The sequence below is a fragment of the Chryseobacterium foetidum genome (assembly GCF_025457425.1).
Classification (GTDB): domain Bacteria; phylum Bacteroidota; class Bacteroidia; order Flavobacteriales; family Weeksellaceae; genus Chryseobacterium; species Chryseobacterium foetidum.
Genome location: NZ_JAMXIA010000001.1, coordinates 1,416,864 through 1,440,615, shown reverse-complemented (window position 1 = coordinate 1,440,615; position 23,752 = coordinate 1,416,864). Strand labels below are relative to the sequence as shown.

Genomic DNA, 23,752 nt, shown 5'->3' with positions numbered 1-23,752 from the left:
TCCAGTTTTTTCGCTAAACTAAGAATTAGTTTTGAAAGTTCTTTACGTGATGCCGTATTCTAAGTGGTTTATTTTAATTTTTAACAAAACATAAGATGAAGTAGTGCTTAAAGAGATTTTTAGCTTTTAGAAATTTTAATCCATCAAAGCCATATTCAACAAAATCACAGATCACAGCAATTGGCGAATCGTCAGTTTTTTAATATCAAAATGTGTGAATGAAAGTTCATTCTGCTACATTTTAAATTGAAATTTTTACAGACCATTGATTTAAAATACCTCAAATGTATTTGCAGAAAACTTGATACGCTCTTCATGCACACTTCAAATGAAACAGTTATTTTTGCAGAAATTTTTTGTTCCTATGAGAATATATTTTACAATTTTATCTCTGTTGATATTTACTATTTCATTTTCGCAGAATAAAATTGATACGGCGCAGGTTGTTATTCCTAACAGAATTAACAGCGAAGAAGGGAAATCAAAACCTTACGTGATTATGATTTCCGCAGACGGTTTCAGATATGATTATGCTAAAAAATACAATGCTCAGAATCTTTTGAAATTTTCAAATGAGGGCGTTCAGGCAAAAGCGATGATCCCGAGTTATCCAAGTATTACGTTCCCAAATCACTGGAGTCTTATTACCGGAATGTATCCTTCACATCATGGCTTGGTAGATAATTTTTTCTATGATTATAAGCTGAAGAAAAACTACGCTATGAACAAAAAAGACATCGTGGAAGACGGAAGCTGGTACGGTGGAACACCTTTGTGGGCACTGGCGGAAAAACAGGGAATTATCAGCGCCTCTATACAGTGGGTAGGTTCTGCAAGTAATGCCGGCGGAAAAAGACCGACATATTATTATCCTTATCACGAAAAATTTACACCTTCTGAGAAAGTAAGCAAAGTCATCAATTGGCTGAAACTGCCTGAAGATAAAAGGCCGCATTTTATCTCAATGTATTTCCCTGAAGTGGATGGGGCAGGGCATCATTTTGGTCCTGAAGCGGGAGAGACGGAAGTTGCAGTTAAGTTGGTAGACGCAGCGATTGGTGATTTAGTTCAGAAAGTGAAAGATTTAGGTTTAAAAAATGTCAATTTTATCTTTGTTTCAGACCATGGAATGATTCAGGTGGATGGTGGAAACCCTTTGGAAATTCCGTCTATGCTTTTGGATAAGAATAGATTTGACTTTTATAATTCTCAAACACTGTTAAGGGTTTATGTGAAAAATTCTGATGAGGTAAAAAAAGTTTATAAAGAATTAAAGTCCAGTAAAACCGATGACTACGAAGTGTATTTAGATAAAAAACTTCCAAAATATATGCATTTTGCGACAAGAGATGATCGGTATGACAGAATCGGTCAGATTCTTCTCATACCGAAAGCTCCGAAAGTTTTTTTAGAGAAAAACCAGAAAACTTCGCTCGGAAAACACGGCTACGACCCAAAACAGGTTCCTGAAATGAAAGCAACATTCTTTGCGTGGGGTTCTGCATTTAAAAACGCTCTAAAAATAGATGAATTCGAAAATGTAAATGTCTACCCTTTGGTTGCTGAAATTTTAGGTTTAAAAATCGAAGAAAAAATCGATGGAGAATTAAAAGTATTAAAGCCGATTTTAAAGAAATGAGATAAAAGTCCCAACGGGACGACATAACAAAGGATAGGATGCAATCCTATCAATTACAATGTTATTTAAATTGTAATATTAAAATAAAAAAATCGGCGAGAGCATCACTCGCCGATTGTATTTTAAAATTCCAAAAGCTTTATTAAAATTTTAAGTTTAAATTAAATTTAAAATTTCCTTAAGAATTAAATTTTTCTGCAAACTCTTTTGCAAATTCTTCCAATGTCACATTTCCATTTACGGGAGAGCCATGTTCAATAAAATCTTTTTGCACAACACCATTTCTGATTCCTCTTCCCATTTCTGTATATAATTCTGCCATTTCTTGTGGAACTCCAGCCTGAAGCATACCATTTAAAGAATCTTCATCTTTAAATGTAACCCATGGAAGCTCAGGTTTTCCAATAGCATTTCCAAAGATTTTTGCCAAATCAGACGCTTTACGCACATCACTTACAATGTATCTTACATTTTTACCTTCTGAATTTTTAAGCAGTTCTTCGGCTGCCGCTTTAGCAATATCGATAGGATGAACTAATGGAACTGTAGCATCTTCAGAGAAATTTGCTCCAATAATTCCAGCATTTTTAATTAAAGGAATATCATTAAAAAAGTTTAAATAAAAATACCCAGCTCGCAAAAAGGTAACAGAAGTATTTTCCAGCTTACTGTAGAATTGCTCAATGAAATGCAAGCCTTTAATGGGTCCGTTTTCAACAGGAGACTCTACCCCGATACTGCTTAACATTACAACACTCTTTATTCCAGTTTTTTTAATGGCTTCTGCATAATTTTTTCCTGCATTAATTGTGTTTTCAACAATATTAATTCCGCCCATATTTGGGGGTGTCATCAAAAATGCTGCATCTGCTTTGTCAAAAGTTTCAATTAAAAAATCTAAATCTGTAATAGATCCAATGGCTGCTTTTGCTCCTAAAGTTTCTATTTCGTTTTTCCTGTTTTCATTACTACTGATTATAGTAACGGTGTTTCCTTCTGCAATTAAATGCTGAGCAAGTGGCTTTGCTACATTTCCTAATGAACCTGTGATTACAATTTTCATAAAATATTTTTTTATTTCCTGAGACAAAGGTATATTTGTACATACTTTTATACAAGTACTTACCCTAAAGTATGTATCATGACAGCGATTAAAGAAAGCTCTACCATTCAGCAGAATAAAAATTATGCATTAGATCTCTGTCCGGTCACTTATGTGATGGAAAAAATCGGGGGCTACTGGAAACCTATTATTTTATATCATCTTTCAACGAGTGAGAAGAGATATAGTGAACTGAAACGGGCAATTCCTGCAATAACAGAAAAGATGCTTATTCAACATTTAAAACAGCTGGAAAGCGATGGTTTAGTTATAAGAACTGCAAAACCTGTTGTTCCTCCACATGTAACTTATCATTTGAGCGAATCTGGAAAAGGTTTAGTTCCTGTCATTCACTCAATGGCAGAATGGGCATTTAAAGAAATGGAAGGATAATATGAAAAGAAATAAAAAATCACAACGGAACAACATTAAAAGTCTAAGATGCAAATCTATCTGGTAAATTAAATTTGTTGGAAACAATTCCGGCGAACTCTGAGAGCTCGCCGGAATTATTTTATATATTGAAACAATCTTAATTTTTCTGTCCCGCAGCCTGCATCGGATTTACCTTTCCGTTGCTTGCGCCTCTTGTTGGTCCCTGCTGATTTTGCTTGAACAACTGGAATTTTGAAGTTTCCGCTGTAGTGTTGTCGGCGCTCCAGAAATTATTATCTGTATCAATATCTGCTGTTTCTCTCAAAGGATCCAGCTGAATAGATTTTAATTTTTTACTGAAATAATAGGTTTTTGAAACTTTCTGTTCGTTTTGTCTCCAGATCTGAGCCGAAGCTTTATCTTTTAATTTCGAACCGTCTACAAATGTAAATTCCAAAATCAGTGGCATTACCAAACCTCCTTTATTGGCAAAGTCAATCTGGTAGGCAGTGATGTTTTTCAGTCTTTCCTTATCAGATTTTTCGAGTGGTGAAGTGGCGTCAGATTTAAATGAATATTCCTTGTCGGTATTCACTTTTTCCTGTCCGCGGTCGTATCTGTAATAAAAATCCTGAAGATCTTTGTCTTTTTCCACTTCAAAATTAATGGTTTTATCTTCACGGTTCCGGATTTTGGAGATATCATCATATTTATTCTGAATGGGCGCATCCACTTTATAGTTGGTTTCCGATGATTCCTTCGGCGGAGTGTCGAAATCGGGAGTTGCAACTGTTACTTTTTCAATAGAAATGTCTACAGGATCAGTTCCGTAAAACCATCCTCTCCAGAACCAGTCGAGGTCTTCTCCGGATGCATCCTCCATTGTTCTGAAGAAATCTGCAGGCTCAGGGTGTTTGAAAGCCCATCTTTTGGCATAGGTTTTAAAAGCTTTATCAAAAAGTTCTCTGCCCATAATGGTTTCACGAAGAATATTCAGTCCTGTAGCCGGTTTTGCATAAGCATTCGGACCAAACTGAATGATGTTTTCAGAATTACTCATAATCGGTTCCAGCTGATCTTTCGGAAGTTTCATGTAATCCACAATCGTCCATGCCGGTCCTCTTCTTGACGGGAATTTGTTGTCCCATTTTTCTTCTGTAAGGTATTCTGTGAATGTATTTAAACCCTCATCCATCCAGCTCCACTGTCTTTCGTCTGAATTGATGATCATCGGGAAAAAATTGTGTCCTACTTCATGAATGATTACGCCAATCATTCCATTTTTTATGGCTTCAGAATACGTTCCGTCTTTTTCAGTACGTCCGTAATTGAAACAGATCATCGGATATTCCATCCCATTGGAAGCTTCGATAGATTGTGCTACCGGATAAGGATAGGGAATCGTGAATTCTGAATAGGTTTTAATGGTGTGCGCAACGGCTTTGGTGGAAAATTTTCTATATAGACCGTAAGCTTCTTTAGGATAAAAGCTCATGGCCATTACCTTGTTGTTGTTTTCAGGAATCGTAACTCTCATTCCGTCCCAGACAAATTTTCTTGAGGAAGTCCACGCAAAATCTCTTACATCTTTTGCTTCAAAAACCCATGTTTTTCTTTGCTTTGAATGATTTTTTTCTGCTTTTTTAGCTTCATCCAAAGTGGCAATTTCAACAGGTTCGGAAGCGCTTTCAGCTTTTTGATATCTTGAATACTGTGCGGCAGTAAGTACTTCGCTATAGTTTTTGCATTCTCCGGTTCCACCCACCAAATGGTCAGCCGGAACATTCATTTTTACTTTAAAATCTCCAAAAACCAGAGCAAATTCTCCCCGTCCGGTAAACTGATGGTTTTGCCATCCCTGAAAATCGCTGTACACGCACATTCTAGGGTACCATTGTGTGATGGTATAAAGGTCGTTTCCATCTTCAGCGAAGTTTTCGTAACCGCCACGTCCGCCCATCTGCATACGGTTGGGGATGTTGTAATTCCAGTCAATTTTAAAGACAAATTTTTCACCTTTCTTTAAAATTTTTGGAAGATCAATCCGCATCATTGTTTTGTTGACCGTGTATTTCAAAGGATTTCCTGATGCGTCTGTTACTTTCTCTAAATTTACTCCGTAACCGTTATCCTTTGCAGGAAGTTCTGTAGCTTTCAGTTGCTGGTCGGTAGTTGCTTTAGGTAAAGTTGAAGACGACTGATAGTCTGCCTTTTTAACGGTCGACTGCTGGTTTTCATCGAGCTGAAGCCAGATGTAATCAAGATCGTCAGGTGAATTATTATAATATGTTACCGTTTCTGAACCTTTCAGATTTTTTTTATCTTCATCCAGATAAGCAGTAATGTCGTAATCTGCCCTGTTTTGCCAATATTCATGTCCCGGTGCGCCTGATGCAGCTCTGTAAATATTGGGAGTAGGTAAAATTCCTCCCAGTTGCTCAAATTTATTTCCATGGTTGCTTCCCGGATTATTGAGGATATTCTGCGCTTGAGCAGCTGAAAAAACCAATAGGACAAATGCGGTTATTTTGAATTTCATTATCAACAGTTTAAGAATTGTAAATATAATGATAAGTAATTGTAAATTAAATAAAATCGATCAGAAAGGAAGTCTTTCCAGAGTCATTTTAAGGGAAAGTGCAAAAACACCTGATGAAACAAAGAGAATCCAGTCTTTTTTGTTGACTTTAAATAGGTTTAAAAGTATAAAAAGAAGAACTAAAATTCCTGCGACAATCACGATCTGACCCAACTCCAGTCCAACATTAAAGCCGAAAAGAGGTACAGCAATGCTCTGGCTTTTGGCAATCATCACACGGGCTGTGTTGGCAAACCCCAAACCGTGAATCAGACCAAAAAATAAGGCTAAATAATAGTTGGTTTTATTTCCTGACTGTTTTTTATTTTTCATTAAAATATTTCCCAAAGCCGTCAAAACAATGGTTAAAGGGATCAGAAATTCCACCCAGTCTGATGGCAATCTCACAATGTCTAAAATACTGAGTGCCAAAGTAACCGAATGTCCGATGGTGAATGCGGTTATCAGAACCAGTATTTTTTTCCAGTCGGAATACGAATAGATTGCGATTAAAGCTAAGACAAATAATTGATGGTCAAGTGCATCCAATGAAATAATGTGTTCCCAGCCGAGATTGAGATAGAATAAAAAATCCTGCATTTCAGTTTCGTTTTTAAAAAAGCGATTATACGGAAATTATTTTAACTTTGTCTAAATTTCAGCGTCATGATTGTCAATATAGAATTAGAAAATAAGGAAGATTTTGCATTTATAAAACAGCTTTTAGAGAAAATAAAAGGCGTGAAATCTGTGTCTGTTGAAAATGAATACGAAACAATAGAAGGATTGCCGATTCATGTTTTTGAAGCTATAGAAAAGTATGGTGAAACTTTAAATGAAGAAGATATGATTTCTAAAAAAGAATTTGATCAATTTCTTGATGAAGAAGTATGGAAGTTAGATTCTCAAAAATAGCCATGCAGACACTTTCCGAGAATATTATATTTCTCAAACGGGTTTGGACAAATCGAGAAGTATCTGATTTTTTAAAAGACGTTAGGGGAGTTATCAATAATCTTGAAAATGGTAATTACAATCGTTTTCAGAATTCTGTTTATAAAACAAAAAGTGCTTTGATTGGTAAGAAGCACGTTAGAATGTTTTTTCGCAAAGAAAACGATAATCTAATCACGATCCTTCTCTTTTTTGATATGCGACAAGACCCACAAAAAATTTTAGAACTTCTTCAATGAAAAAAAAACTCTTCAAATCGCTGCTGTCTGTTGCATTTTACTTGCTTCTTGGCTCTTTTGCCTTGGTTCTTACCTCTTTTAGGCACCCTTATCACGTAGGTTCTGTAGAAATCAATCACAATAAAACATCAAAGACCTTTGAGATTACCGGAAGGTTTTTTATGGATGATCTGGAGAATGCTTTAGGAAAAAAATATGGGAAGCCTTTTCATTTTAATGATCCCAAATTTAAAGTTCAATTGGATGAAGCTTTAAAAAATTACAGTGCAGAATATTTAAAACTGAAATCCGACGGAAAATTTTTAAAGATAAATTACGTTGGCTATGAAGAAGATCATGAGTCGGTAAATGTCTATCTGGAAACTGAACCTGTTGAAAAACCAAAAAAAGTGGAAGCCGCTGTCAGTTTTCTGTACAACTATTTTGATGACCAAATTAATATCGTTCATTTAATTATCAACGGAAACCGGAAGAGTGAAAAATTAAATTATCCTAACCGATATCTGTTCGGGAATTTCTGATAGTGAATACATAAACAAAAGCGTCGCAGTTCAATTGAAATGCGACGCTTTTTATGTTTAAGGATAAACCTCCTTGAATTTCTCTATCAGATGGTCAAGATTGTGACGCTGTACGTACACGGTTTTTACCTCCTCGTATCTTGGAGATTTGTAGAAAACTTCATGAAAATCCATGCTGCCGTTCCCTACTTTTACAATTTTCTCTACATCAATGTTCAGTTTTTTCAATTCTTCTTTTAAGACTAGAAATTCGTCTTGAATATTATTCATCTTTATATTTTGTATTAAGTTAAAAATTTGTCAGTAATTTTAGTTTTAGCCCCTTGTAAATTCAACGATTTGCTAAATTTTTAATAAATATAGCAATTTGTTTTCAATTAACCATAGGGTTGGGTCTAAAATTTAAATTTTAACTCAATTACAAAAACTATACCTAAGTGAATAGTTATTAATCAAAAGTGAATTTAATATTAACTGAATGTTAACAAGTGTTGAATTGATGAGACTTTGCACAAATGATTCTGAATGAATCATTTAAGTAAGGCGAGCTGGGCATTGTCAAAATCAAGCAGAAAAAAAATTTTAAAAGATTTAAACTTTATGAGTTTTGTGGTATTAAAAATCCTTTAAACTATGGTAAAACGGAGATCTTTCCTAAGATCTTGACGTTATTTAAGCTAATTAATACGCGGAAGGATGCAAAAAATAAAAAAATATGAAAAAATGATGCAGATATTTTTCAAGTATTACAGTTTTTCATCAATTTCTAATTCATGTCTGAGTTGTGCTTTGTACAAAGTAGAGTAGTAGCCATTTTTATCAAGTAGCTCAAGATGTTTACCTTCTTCAACAATTTTTCCGTGCTCCATCACAATGATTTTATCGGCTTTTTCAATCGTGGAAAGTCGATGGGCAATAATGATCGATGTTCGGTTTTTGGTAATTTTTTCGGTCGCTCTCTGAATCAGTTTTTCACTTTCATGATCGATTGATGAGGTTGCTTCATCCAAAATTAAAATTTTTGGATCTGATAAATAAGCTCTCAGAAACGAAAGCAACTGTCTTTGTCCAAGTGAAATAGAGGAGCCTCTTTCGCTCACCACATATTCATATCCTCCAGGAAGACTTTCGATAAAGTCGTCAACCTCAATTTCCTTTGCGCCGGCTTTTATTTTCTCTAAAGTCACGTTTTCGTCACCAAACGAAAGATTCTCAAAAATACTTCCGTGGAACAGGAAAACATCCTGCAAAACAACACCTATGTGACTTCTAAGATTGTACAGTTCGTAATCTTTCAGTTCCACATCATCAATGAAAATTTCACCTGAATTAATATCATACAATCTTGTAATTAAACTGATAATCGTAGATTTCCCTGCACCTGTTGCTCCTACAATCGCTACGGTTTCTCCTGGATTTACCTTAAAATCAATCCCCTTTAAAACTTCCTGCTTGTCGTCATAGGCAAAACGGACATCTTTAAATTCAATTTTTCCTTCAAAATGATCTTTGGAAACTTTACCGTCGTTGGGCATCGCATAATCTTCGTCCATAATTCCCAAAACTCTCTCGGCACCTACAATTCCTCTTTGGATATTATTAAATCGATCCGCAATCTGTCTCAACGGACGGATCAACATTGAAATAAACTGTATAAATGCTATTACTACACCGGCACTAATTGTAATGTAACCTCCATAAAAAAGCACAAATCCGATGAATAGTGAAGAAATCAATTCAACTACAGGAAAAAACAGGGAGAAAATGAATACCGTTCTCAGTAATGCACTTTTCAAGGTAATATTGATGTCGTCAAACTTTTTAAATTCAGCCTGCTGTCTGTTGAAAACCTGAATGATTGGCATTCCTGCAAGTCTTTCCTGAACAAATGAGTTTTGATTTGAAGTCCATGATCTTTCATCCCCAAAAGCTTTTTTAAGTTTTTTCTGGAAAAATCGCGTGATAACGACCATCAAAGGTAAAATCGCCAGAGAAATGTAGCTCAAATGCACATCCACCTGAAACATCATAAACAGGACGAAAATAATTCTTAAAACATCCCCGAAAACCATTAAAAAACCATCTGTGTAGACCGTAGCAATCGTTTCAACATCGCCCACAGCACGCGTTACGAGCTGACCGATCGGTGTCTTATCAAAAAAAGCGGTTCTGAAATAAATCAGTTTGTTATAAAGCCTTTCACGAATGTCTCTGATGACATTCTGCGAAATATAATTGGAAAAATAAACCAAAAAGAAATTTAAAATCGTTTCCGCAAAAACCAATCCGACCAGGCCATAAATATGCTTCATCATCAGCGCTTTGTCTTTCAGTTTCGTGATATCATTATCTACAATCTGCATTGTGAGATAAGGCCTGTAAGTAGAAACGATAGACAGTATGATAGAAATAATCAGGGTAAAAATAAACCAGGTGCGAAACTTCATACCGATGAAGAAAAGCCTTTTTACAATTGCCCAGGTATCTTGTTTTTTCATTTATAGAATTGACGTAAAGAATTGTTTTGAAAAATTCTCTGCAAATTTACGGCTTTAAAATTTTACAGTCTTTATTCAATCATTATTATTCAATAGAATATTTCTAATTGTACTGTAAATTAAAAAACAGTTCAAATCTTTAACTCCACAAAAAAGCGGCAAATTTTAAAAAAAACCTCACCATAATATTTAGAAATCCAGTAAATTTCTAAACCACTAAACCACTAAACCACTAAACCACTCCATCACTCAAACTCATACCCCACATCCACCAGATACAGTCCGTGCGCAGGTGCAGAAGTTCCGGCAGAATTTCGGTTTTTGTTTTCGATGACTTTCCGTACATCTTCAGGCTGTATTTTTCCGGCACCCACTTCAATCATCGTTCCTACAATGGCTCTCACCATATTTCTGAGAAAACGGTTGGCGGAAACAGTAAATTTCAGTTCCGTTCCGTTCTGTTCCCATTCCGCTTTGTAGATTTTGCAGAGATTGGTTTTGTTGTCGGTGTGGAGTTTGGCAAAACTGGTAAAATCTTCGTATTCAAAAAGGATTTTGCAGGCTTCATTCATTTTATCGACATCAATATTTCTTCTCCAAAGTTGCCACGCAGAATTTTGTGTGAAAGGATTTTTTTCCAAAGAAATATAATATTCATAAGTTCTGAAAGTCGCATCAAAACGGGCATGGAAATCATCTTTAACTTTAAAAATTCTTTTAATTGAAATATCTGCTGGAAGAAAACTGTTGAGTTTGTGAGAAAGCTGGTCACTTAAAATCTGCCCGGTTTCAAAATGGGCAAACATTTTTTTTGCGTGAACTCCGGTATCGGTGCGGCCGGCTCCCGTAGTTTTAATTTCTTCCCTCAAAATCGTGGAGAGTGCTTTTTCCAGTTCTTCCTGCACAGAAATATCTTTTGGCTGAATCTGGTAACCAAAATAATTTTTTCCGTTGTATGAAAATTCAATAAAATATCTCAAAGCAATTTTTAAATTTAATTTTGAAATAAATTCAAATTAAGAATCATTTATTCTAAATAATCTGCATTTACCTTCCTCCTAAAACATCCTGCAAAAATACTTTAATTTGATGATAAAAATTTATAGATTATTTTGAAAACTGATTAAAAACATCCTTTTATAGGTTTTAAAATTCTTATTTTTGCCAACGTATGAAAAGATGGTATCTCTATCCTTTTTCTCTGGGTTATAAGGCTGTAACGGGTTTGCGTAATACACTCTATGATCTGGGGATTTTTAAATCTACGAAATTCCGCACACCGGTGATCAACGTCGGTAATCTTTCTGTGGGCGGAAGCGGAAAATCGCCGATGGTCATGTATCTGGCGAAAAGACTTTCCAAGCAATACCGAACCGGCGTTTTGTCCAGAGGTTACGGAAGACTGACCAAAGGTTATGGCATTACAAACTACGAAAGCAACTACAAAACGGTTGGCGATGAGGCGATGCAGCTTTTTGAAAGATTTAAAAACAGATTCGTCATTGCAGTTTCTGAAGAACGTGTTCCCGGAGCAAAAAAAGTGATTGAAGATATGGATCTGGATGTTTTAATTCTCGATGATGCGTTTCAGCACAGAGCGATAAAAGCGGGATTAAATATTCTGATGACCGATTTTAATGATCCTTATTTTAAAGATTATCTGCTTCCTGCCGGAGATTTGAGAGAATCACGCGCCGGAGTGAAACGTGCAGACATCATTATGGTAAGCAAATGTCCGGATGAACTGACGGATGAAACCAAGCAGTATTACATTTCCAGAATACGGCCTGAGCGTGGACAAAAAGTGTTTTTCTCCTCCATCGGTTATGATGAAAACGTGTACGGAAGAGAAAAAATGCTACCTGATAACAATCTGAATTATTACGATATTCTTCTGATTACAGGAATTGCCAATCCGAAACCATTGCTGAATCATTTGGCTAAATTTTCACAGCGTGTAAAGCATTTGAAATTCAGAGACCATCATAATTTTACGGATGCTGACATCAAAAACATTGTCGCAGAATATAAAAAACTGGGCGAGTACAAATTAATTTTAACAACAGAAAAAGATTTCGTCCGCCTTAAAACTTTCGATTATCTGAGAGATTTGGTTTATTACTGGCCAATCAATGTGGTTATCGATAAAAAGGAAGAATTCAATCAGGAGATTATGAATTTCGTGAATAAAAAATAAACCGTAATCCGCAGCAGCTGTTGCGGATTTTGTTTTGTTCAAAATAGAGTTTCTCAATCTTTCAAATTATGTTAAATCACACTGTATCATTATATAAATTACTTTTCAATGTTTAGATTTGTAAAAAAAATAAATATGAAGCAGTTACTGACTTTTATGATGTTGAGTATTTTCACGTTGGGTTGCTCACAAAAAGCGCCGGACGTTTCTAAAACAAAATTTTCCAGGGAAGCTTTACAACAGAAACTGGAGGATGAAAATGGTAAAACAATTACCGTTCAGGAAATTTTAAATCAGCATAAAGGCAAAATTTTGGTGATTGATTTCTGGGCTGGCTGGTGCAGAGACTGTCTGAAAGCAATGCCAAAGGCAAAAGAGCTTGAAGAAAGCAATCCCGATATTGATTTTGTTTTCTTCTCACTCGAAAGATCAAAAGAAGGATTTGATAAAAGTCTTGAAAAACATGCGATGAAAGATAAAGAAAACTACTGGTTTTCTACAGGCTGGAAAAATGATTTCAATAATTACATCGAACTAAACTGGATTCCGAGATATATAGTGATTGATCAGAAGTCAGCCATTGCAAAATATTATGCGATTTCTCCCGAAGATCCGGAAATTCAGAAAACGATTGATAGGCTTTCAAAATAAAATCCGTTTACTATCTTAAACAAAATATCTCGGTTATAACAATCGGGATATTTTTTTTGGGCGCCAATTTCCGCCCTCCGTTCCCGCTTTTTTGTGCCTTGCTTAGCCCTTCGCTTACAAAAAGAGCTCCACTCAGGTCGGGGCGCGTGCAATTCGCTGTCAGAAAATGAAATCAGAATTCAAAAAATTGTCAGTAATTTTGTACTGATGAGCTTTTCCAACCGCAAAATTATTCATGTCGATATGGATGCATTCTATGCTTCCGTGGAGCAACATGATAATCCTGCACTCAGAGGTCAGCCGGTTGCTGTGGGAGGCGGTCATCGTGGTGTTGTTTCCGCGGCGAGTTATGAGGCCAGAAAATATGGCGTGCGTTCAGCAATGCCCAGTAAAACTGCGAAAGAAAAATGTCCACATTTGATATTTGTTCCCCCAAGATTTGCACGTTACAAGGAAATTTCAAAAAAAATCCGTGAGATATTTTATGAATATACCGATTTGGTAGAGCCACTTTCTCTGGATGAAGCCTACCTCGACGTTACTGAAAACAAAAAAGAAATAGAATCTGCCAATCAGATTGCAAAGGAAATCCGTCAGAAAATTTTTGAGCAGACAGGTCTTACGGCTTCTGCAGGAATTTCTATCAATAAATTTTTAGCCAAAGTCGCTTCAGATATCAATAAACCCAACGGACAAAAGACCATTCATCCCGATAAAGTTGAAAAATTTCTGGAAGATCTGCCTGTTGAAAAATTCTACGGCGTCGGAAAAGTGACCGCCAACAAAATGTACAGTCTGGCGATCTATAAAGGAATAGATTTAAAGAAAAGAACGGTAGAAGATTTAACGAGACTTTTCGGTAAGTCTGGAAAATACTATTACGATGTCGTGCGGGGAATTCACAATTCTGAAGTGAAGCCTCACCGGATTCAGAAAAGTGTGGCGGTAGAGCGTACATTTTTTGAAGACCTTTTTGATCAGCAGCAAATCGACGAAAAACTGCAGAGTCTGAGTGAAGAATTACACAGCAGACTTCAGAAAAACAACATCATGGGAAGATCGCTTACTTTAAAAATCAAGTATAAAGATTTCTCATTATTTACAAGAAGTTTCACAAAAGAAGAATATTATTCATCAGTTGAAGAATATTTCAACACCGGAAAAAAGCTTTGGGAACTGCGTCCTTATGATAAAGCGGTACGATTATTGGGATTGTCTGTGTCACAACTCAACACCGAAGAAAAAAAGCAGGTTTCTGTACAGCTTAAAATCCCATTTGAGGAATTTCAAGATGGAATAAATTAGTTCTTTTTCGAAGTGTTGGAAAATCTTATTGACTCAGGAGATCGAAGCGTTAAGAAACCAATAAAAAATTCCGTTAAAAATTTCCACTGTTTGAGTGGCGGCAAATATTTTCTCTAAAAGATAAAACTTGTCTTTCCGCCCGAGTTTTGGAAATTTTAGGAAGTTTTTAATGATTTTAGCTGAGAGATCCAGTCTTGAAATAAAATTCGCCGGCTTTATGGAGGCAATTTTTGGTTCTTTTGCTTCAAGGCCAAAGAACAAAGATTTTTAAAACCATAATTAACAAACTATTTATTGATCAAAATCAACTTTAGATGACAAACCCAACAATGATACAATACTTCCATTGGTATTCCGAAGGCAACGGAAAACTGTGGAACGAAGCCAATAAAAACGCAGAATATCTTTCAGAATTAGGAATCAGTGCCGTGTGGTTTCCTCCGGCTTACAAAAGCACAAACGGTGGAAATTCCGTTGGTTACGATGCCTACGATCTTTTCGATCTGGGAGAATTTGACCAGAAAAATTCCATTCCCACAAAATACGGAACCAAAGAAGACTACATTAAAGCCATTAAAGCTTTAAAAGAAAAAAATATTCAGGTGATTGTTGACATCGTTTTAGGCCATAAAGCCGGCGGTGATGAACTGGAAAAATTTAAAGTAGTAAAAGTCGATGAAAATAACCGTGATAAAGTAATTTCCCGCGAAATTGAAATAGAATCTTACACCAAATTCACCTTTCCAGGCCGCGGAAAAATATACTCCGATTTCGAATGGAATTTCACCTGCTTCAGTGGTGTAGACTATGCGGAAGGAAAAGAATCTCACATCTACAAAATCAAATCTGAATACGGCGACGACTGGGAAGAAATGATCGACGATGAAAAGGGGAACTACGATTACCTGATGTACAATGACGTGGAGCATAGAAATCCTCATGTACGTGAAGAGCTTAATAAATGGGCAAACTGGTACTTCGAACAGACTGATTTTGATGGCGTAAGGCTGGATGCTTTAAAGCATATTTCCTTTGATTTTTATAAAGAGTGGCTGACGATGTTACGTTCCAATTCAGGAAAAAACATTTTTGCCGTTGGAGAATACTGGGCTCCGGGACAACTCAATCTTTTACAGAAATATATTGATGCTACGGAAGGCTGCATGAGTCTTTTTGACAGTTCGCTTCACAACAATTTTCACACAGCTTCGCAGGAGGGAGATTCCTACGATTTAAGACAGATTTTTGAGCAGACGCTTACACAGGCCGATCCTTTACATTCTGTGAGTCTGGTTGATAATCACGATACGCAGCCGCTTCAGGATTTGGAGGCACCGGTGGAAGAGTGGTTTAAACCTTTGGCCTATGCACTCATTTTATTGCGTGTTGATGGTTATCCTTGCGTTTTTTATCCCGATTTATTTGGAGCAAGCTATAAAGACAATGGCAATGACGGCAACGAGTATGAAATTTTCCTCAATAAAGTCGACGGTATTGAAGAGCTTTTAAAAGCGAGAAAAAATCACGCTCACGGTGAGCAGAGAGATTATTTTGAAGATGCCAACTGCCTCGGCTGGGTGCGTGAAGGAAATGATGAGCACGACGGTTGCGCTGTAGTTTTAAGCAACAAAGATGCTTACGAGAAACCTATGGAAATGGGCGAAAGATACATCGGAAAAACATTTTATGATGTTTTGGGAAGATCTGAAGATAAAATTGTGATTGACGAAAACGGTTGGGGAAATTTCCCTGTTCCGGCTGGCAATGTGAGTGTCTGGCTTGTAGAAAAATAGTATTTTACAATAAGCAGCGACGAAGTCGCGAAATGTTGGTAGAAATTTACATAGCTAAAAGGTAAGGTGCGAAGCAACGAAATTTTGGTAAAAACGATCTAATTTTTAACTTTTTTAATATCTAAAATTTCAGGTCTGTCTTTCGGATCTGAAATTTTTCCGTTTCGGGCAAATTCTGCCCAGACGGCTCGCAGCTTTTTTCCTTGCTCAAAAATATAATCCCATGGAACATCTTTTAAAAGTCCGGCTTCTTTCCATGCCTCTTCATTAGCGAAGATTAAGGGAAGATCAAAACAGTGCGACGCTCCGATAAAGTGGTTTTTTAAAGTCGATTTAATTTTATATAAATGAATATTTCCTCCACCGGAAGCATAATTTTTAGCGAAAATTTCAGCTGGTTTTCCGTAGATTGATTTTGTAGTTGTTTTGACGATTCTGTCCAGAATTTTTTCCGGAAGATAAGTGTAGAGGCCTTCTTGAGCGGTTTTTACATAAAAGGAAGTTTCATCTTCATTAAAACCAATCAGAACATCAATTTTTGGAGCATTTTGTTTCCATATATCAAGACTAAATTTTTCTTCTGGAAGTGGAGCATGACCGTATTTAAGACAGAAAGGCATGGCTGCTTTCAAACCATATTTAAAACTGGATGGAAGAAAATTCTGGTAAGAATCAACCATTTTCATAACATCAGTTTCAGTTTTAAGAAAATCGGTCTGACTAAAAAGTTCGGTATACATTTTTTCCCGTTTCAACCTGAAGCCTAACGGTGCACTTTGAATAATTACCCTTTTAAATAAATTATTCACACCTTCTGAAATCAAAAGATGTGCAATGGCATCGCCACCTGATGATTGACCGAAAAGTGTGATGTTGTCAGGGTTTCCTCCAAAATCGGAAATGTATTTTTTAATCCATTTTAAAGCTTCGATAATGTCAAATAATCCTAGGTTTGCTGGTCTTTCGTCATTGCCTCCCAAAAATCCAAACAATCCTAAACGGTATGAAACTGAAACGACAATGATATTCTGTTCTTTTACCCAAACTGAAGGATCGGAAGTGGGCAAATCTCCACAGCCAATTTCGTAAGAACCACCATGAATCCAAACGATAACGGGAAGTTTTTCTTCAACTAAATTTTCAGGTCTGGTGATCGTTAAGAATTGAGTTGATTCTTCCGGTAGAAATTTTTCCAAATCTGTTTTACCAATTAATCTTTCTAAAAGCGGACTGATTTTCTGCGGACAAACCGGAGTTTTATCTGTAACGAAATCTTCTGCGAAATCTAATGGTATTGGTTTTTTAAACCTTTCAGATTGAGCATAGCGAATGCTTTTAGCTTTAATGACACCATTTTCCTTAAAAGCTAAAATTTTTCCGAATGAAGTTTCATAAGTATGATTGTGTAGTTGCTGATTTGTACTCATCTTCCAGTTCAAAACCGAAAATTAAGAAATAAAACAGTAATTCAGGTAAATAAATCTGTAGAAATGGTAAGTGGTTTTCGAAAAAAGGTCGGAAATTTGTAAGACAAAAGATTACATTAATATTATCAATAAATTATGAGCACATTTTCTGTAAAAGCTTTTGGAGCAGAATCCAAAGAAGCTGACCTTAAAGAAATGAATATCGAAAGAAGAGAAATTACCGCCAACGATGTGGAAATTGAAATTCTTTACTGCGGGGTTTGTCACTCCGATTTGCATACTGCAAGAAACGACTGGGGCGGAACAAAATATCCGTCAGTTCCAGGTCACGAAATCGTAGGAAAAATCACAAAAGTGGGTTCTGATGTATCTAAATTTAAGGTAGGTGATCTTGCCGGAGTAGGATGTATCGTAGATTCCTGCGGACATTGCGACAGCTGCAAGCACGATCTTGAGCAATATTGCGAAAACGGATTTACCGGAACATATAACGGAAAAGACACTCATTTGGGAGGTCATACTTTCGGAGGATATTCTCAGAAAGTGGTTGTAGATGCTGGTCACGTATTAAAAGTTCCTGCCAATCTTGATCTGGCTGCCGTTGCACCGCTTCTCTGTGCTGGTATCACGACCTGGTCACCTTTAAGACACTGGAATGTTGGTAAAGATTCTAAAGTTGCTGTAATTGGTTTAGGTGGTTTGGGTCATATGGCAATCAAACTGGCTAAAGGTTTGGGCGCTGAGGTTACTCTGTTTTCAAGAACTCCTGGAAAAACTGAAGATGCTAAAAATTTAGGTGCAGACAACGTTATTATATCAACTGACGAAGATCAAATGGCGACTGTTCAGAGAAAATTTGATTTAATTATCGATACCGTTCCTTACGACCATGATGTCAATCCTTATGTAAATACTTTAAATATAAACGGAACCTTGGTTTTGGTAGGATTTATCGGTAAAATGGATGAGGCATTATTCACACCGCCAATGATTATGGGAAGAAGGTCTGTTGCCGGTTCTGTAATCGGTGGAATCGCTGAAACTCAGGAAATGCTTGATTTCTGTGGCGAACATAACATTGTTTCTGAAATTGAAATGATCAAAATGCAGGACATCAACGAAGCATATGAAAGAATGCTGAAAAGCGACGTGAGATACCGTTTTGTGATTGATATGCAGTCTCTGTCTTAAGAAATTTAAATTTAATTATAAGTATTTCGGCGGTGTCTCTGGGCTCCGCCGATTTTGTTTACTGATTTAAAATAAAAAAAGACTGACAAAATTTCACATAAAAATTTAAAAGTCTGCCAAATCTCCAGCTTCGTTCCCTTGGCATACAATTAGACAATTTCAACACAGAAATAATTAAAAAAATCAAATATATTATGTCAGTAAACTTTAAACCCCTAGCAGACAGAGTGCTTATCGAGCCTATCGCTGCAGAAACCAAAACAGCTTCAGGTATTATCATCCCAGACACTGCAAAAGAAAAACCTCAGGAAGGTACAGTAGTAGCAGTAGGTCCTGGTAAAGTAGACGAGCCTACCACTGTAAAAGTAGGAGACAAAGTTCTTTATGGAAAATATTCAGGTTCAGAATTAAAATTAGACGGAAAAGATTTCATTATCGCTAAGGAGTCTGATTTATTAGGAGTAATTGGCTAATTGCTATTGGCTTATGGCAGATGGCTTTCCAGCGTTGAAAATAGAAAATGAGAGATTTTAAAAAATTTGAAGTTTGGCAACTGAGCCACAAATTAACTTTAAAAGTTTATAAGTCAAGCCAAAGCTTTCCTAAAGAAGAAATTTTTGGTGTAACTTCTCAAATCAGAAAATCTTTTGCTTCCATAGGATACAACATTTCTGAAGGAAGTGGCAGGAATTCAGATAAGGAATTTGCAAATTTCATTAACATCGCATTAGGATCATCTAACGAAGCCGAAAACCAATTAATACTCTCTAAAGATTTGGAGTACCTTTCAGAAGAAGATTTCCAAAACCTTTCGGAAGAATTAACAATACTAAAAAAGAAGCTTGTCGCCCTTTGGAACAGGCTCAACGGAAATTAAAATCAAATTATAAATTAATACAGCGAATCGCTAAAGCCAAAGGCCAAAAGCAATTCGCCAAAAGCAAAATAACATGGCAAAAGAAATAAAATTCGATATCGAGTCAAGAGACGCTCTGAAAAGAGGAGTTGATGCATTGGCTAATGCAGTAAAAGTAACTTTAGGACCAAAAGGTAGAAACGTGGTAATCGAAAAATCTTTCGGTGCACCTCACGTTACTAAAGATGGTGTTTCTGTAGCAAAAGAAATCGAACTTGAAGACAGAGTAGAAAACATGGGAGCGCAAATGGTAAAAGAAGTTGCTTCCAAAACCAATGATATCGCAGGAGACGGTACTACTACCGCTACTGTTTTGGCTCAGGCTATCGTAAGAGAAGGTCTTAAAAACGTAGCTGCAGGTGCAAACCCAATGGACTTAAAAAGAGGAATCGACAAAGCGGTAACAGCCGTTGTTGCCAACCTTAAAGAGCAATCTAAAGAAGTAGGTGATTCTACAGAAATGGTGAAGCAGGTTGCTTCAGTTTCTGCAAACAATGACGAAACGATCGGTTCATTAATCGCTGAAGCTTTCGGAAAAGTTGGTAAAGAAGGTGTAATCACCGTAGAAGAAGCTAAAGGTATCGATACAACAGTTGACGTTGTAGAAGGTATGCAGTTTGACAGAGGATACCAGTCGCCTTACTTCGTGACGAATCCTGAGAAAATGTTAGCTGAATTGGAAAACCCGTACATCCTTTTAGTAGAGAAAAAAATCTCTTCAATGAAAGAATTACTTCCGGTTCTTGAGCCTATCGCACAGGGTGGAAAATCTTTATTGATCATCTCTGAAGAAGTGGAAGGTGAAGCTTTGGCAACTTTGGTAGTTAACAAATTAAGAGGTTCTCTTAAAATTGCTGCTGTAAAAGCTCCAGGATTTGGTGACAGAAGAAAAGCAATGTTGGAAGATATCGCTATCTTAACTGGCGGACAGGTAATTTCTGAAGAGCAAGGTTTCACAATGGAAAACATTACCATTGATATGTTGGGAACTGCTGAAAAAGTAACGATCGACAAAGACAATACAACAGTTGTAAATGGTGGTGGTGAAGAAAGCAAGATCAAAGGCAGAGTAAACCAGATCAAAGCTCAGATGGAAACGACTACTTCTGACTACGACAGAGAAAAACTACAGGAGAGACTGGCTAAATTAGCTGGTGGTGTTGCCGTGCTTTACGTAGGTGCAGCTTCTGAAGTTGAAATGAAAGAGAAAAAAGACAGAGTTGACGATGCATTAAACGCTACGAGAGCAGCTGTTGAAGAAGGTATCGTTGCAGGTGGTGGTGTCGCTTTGGTAAGAGCTATTGAAGCTTTGGCAAACCTTACAGGCATCAATGCTGACGAAACTACAGGTATTAAAATCGTAAAAAGAGCAATCGAAGAGCCATTGAGACAAATCGTTGCCAACGCAGGAGGTGAAGGTTCTGTAATCGTAGCTAAAGTTGCTGAAGGCAGCGGAGACTTCGGATACAACGCTAAAACTGACGAGTATGTAAACATGCTTGAAGCAGGAATCATCGACCCTACGAAAGTAACAAGAGTTGCCCTTGAAAACGCAGCTTCAGTTTCAGGAATGTTATTGACAACAGAATGTGTTATCACTGAAATTAAGAGCGCAGAACCAGCTATGCCAATGGGAGGTGGAATGCCAGGAATGATGTAGTAGCGTGTCGCCGAGACAATATTTTTTACAACCGTTCAGATTTTTCTGAGCGGTTTTTTTTATTTTTACAAAAAAACAAATACTGATGAAATTTATTTATGGTCTTATAATTATCCTTTTATTTACATTCTTTGTGAAAGGGCAATATTCTTCAAGTGCTTTTACGAATTCTAAAACTTTTTCCGCAAATCAACAATACAAAATCGTATCACATTCATTTGATAATGAGTTTCCTACTGAAAGAGGCTTTTCAGAAGTATTTGACATCTCTTTAGATAAAGATAGTTTACTTTATACAATACCAAGGTCTTTTGATTTGGAAGATGCTTCCAGAAATTTTTACTTGTTTATAAGTAATGATGGAAAAAAAGTCGCTTATTTTTCCTCATCTAAATATTATGATGATAAGGATAATGAAAAATCTGTGATGATTTATAAAAATGGAAAACTGCATAGAAAATACAGCTTTGAAGAGTTTACAAGTTGTAATTCTAAAAACGAAAAATGTGGTCTATTTTTTCCTGTAGCAGAACTTATTGACTATAAAAAAAGTAATAATAATATTATCACTTTAAAATCCAACATTAGTGACAGTGATGCTTACTTATTAGACAATTTCATATTCAATAAAAATGATTCTATCTATGTAATCGATTCAAGGAAAAAAGTTAGCATTTATGATCTTAATAATTTAACCTTAAATCCAAATCATGAAGACTTTAATAAAGTTTATGATAAGTTAAAAATGACTCGAAAAAGACCGAGTAGTTTTACTACCAGCTTTCAAACACCAAATAAGTATATCAATAATTTCGAAAACATTATAAACGGCGAAATCTTATCAAAAACAATAGAAAAAATACACAATTTAAAATTTGTATCTGTTGACAGCCAAGAATTCCATAAATACCATCTTTACAGAATAGAACTGTCTGGTTATTTAAAACAAGATGGTAGTTTTGAAATTGAAAATTATAAAATGGATGAAAATTTAGATAAAGAAAAAATCCTAAATTATATTCGAAAGACAAAATTCAAATCCGACTTTCTACCAAAAGAAGTAGACAAGTTTTATTTTAAATATTTTTTTGGAGGGTATCGAAATGTTGATGATAAATTAGCAGAAAAAGTTACTCAAGAACAAAAACTTAAAAGAGAAGTAGAATTTAAAAAAAGATTAACTCTCTCAACAATCGAAGGTATTTACATTCCCAAAAATATGCAAGAATGTATGTCTGAATTAGATAAAATTTTAAATCACGAAAGTAAATCAGAATTGAAAAACCCATCGCAGTTTAGCGATTTTAACGGACACATGGGAGGATTAGGAATGTGGATAAGAAATAATTGGGGAATAAATGGAGGGTCAAGATTACTAAAGTATTTTAATGAAAGAAATATTGGAACTAAAAGAGGACAAAATGAGTTTATGTCCGGAACAATAATTAGTAATTATATTAAATGGTTGAATGGCAATAAAAATGTAGCGAGTGAATGGGAAAAACAAAATTCTATAAAGTAAAAGCCAACACTTCCGCTTGTACAAGCATCCCACCCCTCCGCTGGTGCGAGCGTCTCGCTCGTACCTACTAGTTTGTCATAGTGCGGTCACAAGCGAGACGCTTGCGCCAGCGAAATGTATTTAAATACTAATCGTCGAGTCTTCAACATTGGAAATTGATTATTCAACACTCCAAATCCAGTCTTTAATACTACTTTTTGATTCTTTTTTACTCGCCTTTGAGTCTTTAATATAGAAAATTGACTCTTTACACTGTTTTTTTAGTCTTTTATACTCGCTGAAGAGTCTTTAATATTGGATATCGAGTAATAAAGTGTCGTTTTTGACGCTTTCATTTGAAATCGTTATGTTTAGAAAAAATTATGTCACACACAGCTGTTCCAGATTTCCAATCCGCCACTTTTCCCTATTTTTAAAACATATTTTTCAACCCAGAAAATCAATTAACCCGAACCTCAACACTATTGAAAGCAAAATTATTACTCCTTTTAATTTCCGTGATTTTATGTACGGATTAAAAATCTGCGCTAGCTGATTTCACATTATTTAAAGTTTACTATATGAAATTTTTAGTTTATATTTTTTCGTTAATGCTTATCATCAGTTGCTCTGTAATGTCATACAAACCTCTATCACAGGACGAAAAATCTCAGTCACTCTTAAGATTTGATGGATATTATTATTCTTACAAAAGAATATCAGAAATAGATTCTTTAAATCCTCGAAAAGTAGATATTCCTGAATTATACCCAGCAAGATTATCAACTTATATGTTTAGCAGTGAGGGTAAAGCTATAAATAGGGTAATTGGGGCGGAAATGTATCAAATACCTGGCTCAAGCAACGAGGACAGTTGGGTTTTTGACGTGTTATTTGGCCGTTTGGGTTGGAAAAAATCAGATTTAATTGAAGAATACAAAAATGCTGACTCCTATATACTTAATGGCAATACTTTTAAATTAACATCTTTTTATAATAGAAAAATATATCAATATACAAGAGAATGTCAGATAGTTGATACCAAAACCATAGTAATAGATCAAGATACATTCAAATTCAAAAAATATTATGTGAACTTTAATACAATTAATGGGTATTGAGGGCTTGATGTGCTATATTCCCAATCCATGACTTTTCCCTATATTTAATCCATATTTCTCCACACAGAAAATCAATAAATCCAA

22 protein-coding genes are annotated in these 23,752 nt (G+C 35.8%); 15 read left to right on the top strand and 7 right to left on the bottom strand.

Features of this window, described 5'->3' with window-relative positions; genetic code table 11:
• Nucleotides 1-364: 364 nt before the first annotated feature.
• Nucleotides 365-1,639 carry an alkaline phosphatase family protein gene (locus NG809_RS06755; protein ID WP_262149203.1) on the top strand — a complete coding sequence of 425 codons (1,275 nt, stop codon included), beginning with the start codon at nt 365-367 and terminating at the stop codon, nt 1,637-1,639.
• A 178-nt stretch (nt 1,640-1,817) separates the two neighbouring features.
• Here the strand turns inward: NG809_RS06755 and NG809_RS06750 are convergent, their stop codons facing one another.
• Complete coding sequence (locus NG809_RS06750) at nt 1,818-2,702, bottom strand: NmrA family NAD(P)-binding protein (RefSeq protein WP_262149201.1); 885 nt, start codon at nt 2,700-2,702, stop codon at nt 1,818-1,820.
• A gap of 78 nt (nt 2,703-2,780) precedes the next feature.
• On the opposite strand from NG809_RS06750, the gene NG809_RS06745 reads away from it, so the two are divergent.
• On the top strand, nt 2,781-3,134 hold the full coding sequence (locus NG809_RS06745; RefSeq protein WP_262149200.1) for a winged helix-turn-helix transcriptional regulator: 354 nt from the start codon (nt 2,781-2,783) through the stop codon (nt 3,132-3,134).
• A 139-nt stretch (nt 3,135-3,273) separates the two neighbouring features.
• Here NG809_RS06745 and NG809_RS06740 read toward each other — a convergent pair whose 3' ends face one another.
• The gene (locus NG809_RS06740; protein WP_262149199.1) at nt 3,274-5,655 is read right to left on the bottom strand and encodes a M1 family metallopeptidase; all 2,382 of its coding nucleotides are present in this window, start codon (nt 5,653-5,655) and stop codon (nt 3,274-3,276) included.
• Nucleotides 5,656-5,715: 60 nt separating this feature from the next.
• Nucleotides 5,716-6,294 carry a HupE/UreJ family protein gene (locus NG809_RS06735; RefSeq protein ID WP_262149197.1) on the bottom strand — a complete coding sequence of 193 codons (579 nt, stop codon included), beginning with the start codon at nt 6,292-6,294 and terminating at the stop codon, nt 5,716-5,718.
• Between the two features lie 66 nt (nt 6,295-6,360).
• Between NG809_RS06735 and NG809_RS06730 the strand changes: the two genes are divergently transcribed.
• From NG809_RS06730 to NG809_RS06720, 3 genes are read left to right on the top strand one after another with little or no spacing between them, the layout of a single operon-like run.
• The gene (locus NG809_RS06730) at nt 6,361-6,609 is read left to right on the top strand and encodes a hypothetical protein (RefSeq protein ID WP_262149196.1); all 249 of its coding nucleotides are present in this window, start codon (nt 6,361-6,363) and stop codon (nt 6,607-6,609) included.
• 2 nt (nt 6,610-6,611) lie between these two features.
• Entirely contained in the window at nt 6,612-6,887 is a 276-nt protein-coding gene (locus NG809_RS06725) for a hypothetical protein (protein WP_262149195.1), read from the top strand.
• Nucleotides 6,884-7,408 carry a DUF6702 family protein gene (locus tag NG809_RS06720; protein WP_262149193.1) on the top strand — a complete coding sequence of 175 codons (525 nt, stop codon included), beginning with the start codon at nt 6,884-6,886 and terminating at the stop codon, nt 7,406-7,408. The genes NG809_RS06725 and NG809_RS06720 overlap by 4 nt, the downstream gene beginning before the upstream one ends.
• Nucleotides 7,409-7,465: 57 nt before the next feature.
• Here NG809_RS06720 and NG809_RS06715 read toward each other — a convergent pair whose 3' ends face one another.
• The 3 genes from NG809_RS06715 to truA form a co-directional block, all read right to left on the bottom strand.
• Nucleotides 7,466-7,678, bottom strand: a complete 213-nt coding sequence (locus NG809_RS06715) for a hypothetical protein (RefSeq protein WP_262149192.1) — start codon at nt 7,676-7,678, stop codon at nt 7,466-7,468.
• 476 nt (nt 7,679-8,154) lie between these two features.
• Nucleotides 8,155-9,906 carry an ABC transporter ATP-binding protein gene (locus NG809_RS06710; protein ID WP_262149191.1) on the bottom strand — a complete coding sequence of 584 codons (1,752 nt, stop codon included), beginning with the start codon at nt 9,904-9,906 and terminating at the stop codon, nt 8,155-8,157.
• Nucleotides 9,907-10,151: 245 nt separating this feature from the next.
• Nucleotides 10,152-10,886 carry a tRNA pseudouridine(38-40) synthase TruA gene (gene truA, locus NG809_RS06705; RefSeq protein ID WP_262149190.1) on the bottom strand — a complete coding sequence of 245 codons (735 nt, stop codon included), beginning with the start codon at nt 10,884-10,886 and terminating at the stop codon, nt 10,152-10,154.
• 191 nt (nt 10,887-11,077) lie between these two features.
• Between truA and lpxK the strand changes: the two genes are divergently transcribed.
• The 4 genes from lpxK to NG809_RS06685 all read left to right on the top strand — a co-directional run bounded on the left by lpxK (nt 11,078) and on the right by NG809_RS06685 (nt 15,852).
• Complete coding sequence (gene lpxK / locus NG809_RS06700) at nt 11,078-12,103, top strand: tetraacyldisaccharide 4'-kinase (RefSeq protein ID WP_262149189.1); 1,026 nt, start codon at nt 11,078-11,080, stop codon at nt 12,101-12,103.
• A 135-nt stretch (nt 12,104-12,238) separates the two neighbouring features.
• Entirely contained in the window at nt 12,239-12,754 is a 516-nt protein-coding gene (locus NG809_RS06695) for a TlpA family protein disulfide reductase (RefSeq protein WP_262149188.1), read from the top strand.
• A gap of 207 nt (nt 12,755-12,961) precedes the next feature.
• Complete coding sequence (dinB, locus tag NG809_RS06690; RefSeq protein ID WP_262149187.1) at nt 12,962-14,059, top strand: DNA polymerase IV; 1,098 nt, start codon at nt 12,962-12,964, stop codon at nt 14,057-14,059.
• 314 nt (nt 14,060-14,373) lie between these two features.
• Complete coding sequence (locus NG809_RS06685; protein WP_262149186.1) at nt 14,374-15,852, top strand: alpha-amylase; 1,479 nt, start codon at nt 14,374-14,376, stop codon at nt 15,850-15,852.
• 98 nt (nt 15,853-15,950) lie between these two features.
• Here the strand turns inward: NG809_RS06685 and NG809_RS06680 are convergent, their stop codons facing one another.
• Nucleotides 15,951-17,279 (bottom strand): carboxylesterase family protein, encoded by a 1,329-nt coding sequence (locus NG809_RS06680; RefSeq protein ID WP_262149185.1) that lies wholly within the window; start codon nt 17,277-17,279, stop codon nt 15,951-15,953.
• Nucleotides 17,280-17,414: 135 nt separating this feature from the next.
• On the opposite strand from NG809_RS06680, the gene NG809_RS06675 reads away from it, so the two are divergent.
• From NG809_RS06675 to NG809_RS06650, 6 genes are all read left to right on the top strand, one after another.
• Nucleotides 17,415-18,470: an NAD(P)-dependent alcohol dehydrogenase gene (locus NG809_RS06675; RefSeq protein WP_262149184.1), complete on the top strand. Its 1,056-nt coding sequence runs from the start codon at nt 17,415-17,417 to the stop codon at nt 18,468-18,470.
• Between the two features lie 194 nt (nt 18,471-18,664).
• On the top strand, nt 18,665-18,943 hold the full coding sequence (locus tag NG809_RS06670; protein ID WP_056034561.1) for a co-chaperone GroES: 279 nt from the start codon (nt 18,665-18,667) through the stop codon (nt 18,941-18,943).
• 47 nt (nt 18,944-18,990) lie between these two features.
• Nucleotides 18,991-19,347: a four helix bundle protein gene (locus NG809_RS06665; RefSeq protein ID WP_262149182.1), complete on the top strand. Its 357-nt coding sequence runs from the start codon at nt 18,991-18,993 to the stop codon at nt 19,345-19,347.
• A 73-nt stretch (nt 19,348-19,420) separates the two neighbouring features.
• Entirely contained in the window at nt 19,421-21,046 is a 1,626-nt protein-coding gene (groL, locus tag NG809_RS06660) for a chaperonin GroEL (protein ID WP_262149180.1), read from the top strand.
• Nucleotides 21,047-21,131: 85 nt separating this feature from the next.
• Nucleotides 21,132-22,568, top strand: a complete 1,437-nt coding sequence (locus NG809_RS06655; RefSeq protein ID WP_262149179.1) for a DUF6794 domain-containing protein — start codon at nt 21,132-21,134, stop codon at nt 22,566-22,568.
• Between the two features lie 560 nt (nt 22,569-23,128).
• Nucleotides 23,129-23,668, top strand: a complete 540-nt coding sequence (locus NG809_RS06650; RefSeq protein ID WP_262149177.1) for a hypothetical protein — start codon at nt 23,129-23,131, stop codon at nt 23,666-23,668.
• Nucleotides 23,669-23,752 lie beyond the last annotated feature (84 nt).

Bases quoted from the DNA above. Each gene is read 5' to 3' on its own strand.
- NG809_RS06755 (WP_262149203.1), top strand. From the start codon at position 365: ATGAGAATATATTTTACAATTTTATCTCTGTTGATATTTACTATTTCA.
- NG809_RS06750 (WP_262149201.1), bottom strand. From the start codon at position 2,702: ATGAAAATTGTAATCACAGGTTCATTAGGAAATGTAGCAAAGCCACTT.
- NG809_RS06745 (WP_262149200.1), top strand. From the start codon at position 2,781: ATGACAGCGATTAAAGAAAGCTCTACCATTCAGCAGAATAAAAATTAT.
- NG809_RS06740 (WP_262149199.1), bottom strand. From the start codon at position 5,655: ATGAAATTCAAAATAACCGCATTTGTCCTATTGGTTTTTTCAGCTGCT.
- NG809_RS06735 (WP_262149197.1), bottom strand. From the start codon at position 6,294: ATGCAGGATTTTTTATTCTATCTCAATCTCGGCTGGGAACACATTATT.
- NG809_RS06730 (WP_262149196.1), top strand. From the start codon at position 6,361: ATGATTGTCAATATAGAATTAGAAAATAAGGAAGATTTTGCATTTATA.
- NG809_RS06725 (WP_262149195.1), top strand. From the start codon at position 6,612: ATGCAGACACTTTCCGAGAATATTATATTTCTCAAACGGGTTTGGACA.
- NG809_RS06720 (WP_262149193.1), top strand. From the start codon at position 6,884: ATGAAAAAAAAACTCTTCAAATCGCTGCTGTCTGTTGCATTTTACTTG.
- NG809_RS06715 (WP_262149192.1), bottom strand. From the start codon at position 7,678: ATGAATAATATTCAAGACGAATTTCTAGTCTTAAAAGAAGAATTGAAA.
- NG809_RS06710 (WP_262149191.1), bottom strand. From the start codon at position 9,906: ATGAAAAAACAAGATACCTGGGCAATTGTAAAAAGGCTTTTCTTCATC.
- lpxK (WP_262149189.1), top strand. From the start codon at position 11,078: ATGAAAAGATGGTATCTCTATCCTTTTTCTCTGGGTTATAAGGCTGTA.
- NG809_RS06695 (WP_262149188.1), top strand. From the start codon at position 12,239: ATGAAGCAGTTACTGACTTTTATGATGTTGAGTATTTTCACGTTGGGT.
- dinB (WP_262149187.1), top strand. From the start codon at position 12,962: ATGAGCTTTTCCAACCGCAAAATTATTCATGTCGATATGGATGCATTC.
- NG809_RS06685 (WP_262149186.1), top strand. From the start codon at position 14,374: ATGACAAACCCAACAATGATACAATACTTCCATTGGTATTCCGAAGGC.
- NG809_RS06680 (WP_262149185.1), bottom strand. From the start codon at position 17,279: ATGAGTACAAATCAGCAACTACACAATCATACTTATGAAACTTCATTC.
- NG809_RS06675 (WP_262149184.1), top strand. From the start codon at position 17,415: ATGAGCACATTTTCTGTAAAAGCTTTTGGAGCAGAATCCAAAGAAGCT.
- NG809_RS06670 (WP_056034561.1), top strand. From the start codon at position 18,665: ATGTCAGTAAACTTTAAACCCCTAGCAGACAGAGTGCTTATCGAGCCT.
- NG809_RS06665 (WP_262149182.1), top strand. From the start codon at position 18,991: ATGAGAGATTTTAAAAAATTTGAAGTTTGGCAACTGAGCCACAAATTA.
- groL (WP_262149180.1), top strand. From the start codon at position 19,421: ATGGCAAAAGAAATAAAATTCGATATCGAGTCAAGAGACGCTCTGAAA.
- NG809_RS06655 (WP_262149179.1), top strand. From the start codon at position 21,132: ATGAAATTTATTTATGGTCTTATAATTATCCTTTTATTTACATTCTTT.
- NG809_RS06650 (WP_262149177.1), top strand. From the start codon at position 23,129: ATGAAATTTTTAGTTTATATTTTTTCGTTAATGCTTATCATCAGTTGC.